1 protein-coding gene is annotated in these 1,247 nt (G+C 63.8%); it reads right to left on the reverse strand.

Annotated features, from left to right (window positions below):
- Nucleotides 1–3: 3 nt before the first annotated feature.
- On the reverse strand, nt 4–1,247 hold a 1,244-nt coding region (locus K245_RS0121695), incomplete at its 5' end, for an IS701 family transposase (protein ID WP_027360825.1).

Raw genomic sequence — 1,247 nt, forward strand, 5'->3', positions numbered from 1 at the left:
AGCCTAGCCAGTCCGAAGGCCAGCGTGGCAATCGAGTTGGGATGGTGACGTTGCATTGGGGCCAGACCCGCGCGGGCGGACGCTTTTGGATACTGCAGGCATCTTGAATGCGACGGAGTTTTTTTTACTGCGCAGGCGCTCGCGCATCAAGAACCCGTATGCGGCGATGCACAGACTGGCGTGATGGTGAAAACCACGCCAGTTGCGCCCTTCATAGTGATGCAGGCCCAACTCCGACTTCAGCTCCTGATAATCGCGTTCAATCCGCCATCGGCCTTGTGCCGTGGCAACCAGTGTCTTGACCGGCGTTTGCTTTGGTCGCGTCGAGAACCAGTAGTGGCGGGGCTCGGACTCTCCCGGCGGCCACTCGATCAGCAGCCACTGCTCGTCATGTGCCTGGCGATTGTGTGCGGCACGAACCCGCACCGCCGCGAACCGCGAACTGAGCGTTGCGTCGCTGCCCTGGCGCCAGCTGACCTGCCGATACGTCCTTGCGGGCAAGCTCTGCGCGACTTCATGTACCGAGATCGGCGCATGTGCGCTATCGCGCATCGGTCGTGTGCGGGGCCGACCGCCCTTAGGGCTGGCTGGCGGCATGGGCGCAGGTTGGTGCGATCCCCACCAGACCTTCGTGTTGCTGCGGACGCCAACCATGTACAGCAGGCCGCGTTCGCTGAGCTGGTCTCGCCAGTGGGTCTCGGTGCCGTAGGCCGCATCGGCTAGCACGACGCCTGCCGCAATCCCTGTCGCCAGCGCGCTGTCGATCTGATCCGGAACGCCTGCCTTCTTGCGCCGCACAGTGTCCTGAGCCCACTGCTCGGGAAGATACAGCCGATAGCCCACTGGCAGGCTGCCGTGTTCGTTGGCGATCGACAAACTCACGGCAACCTGGCAATTGTCCGTCTTGCCAAGGCGGCCGCAGTACTGGCGTGCAACACCGACCGAATGCACCCCCTTCTTTGAAAATCCCGTGTCGTCCACGATCCAGTGACACGCTGCGCTCTTCCTGCTCAGGGTCGGCAGCACCTGTGCCGCCACCGCCGCCAGCAGCGCTTGATCGCTCCAGTCGGCATCGGCCACCAGATGGTGCATCGATTGATGGGCTGAGCGCACGTTCTGCGGGTGCACCCGCGCGGCCATGGGCTCCACGCTCTTGCGCCCTCCAGGCAGTAGCAACCCCTTCAGGTACCAGTGTGCGGGCTGTTTGCGATCCGCATGGGACAGGGCGGCAGCAACTACTTCCCCGT

It is taken from the genome of Desulforegula conservatrix Mb1Pa, assembly GCF_000426225.1.
Taxonomy (GTDB): domain Bacteria; phylum Desulfobacterota; class Desulfobacteria; order Desulfobacterales; family Desulforegulaceae; genus Desulforegula; species Desulforegula conservatrix.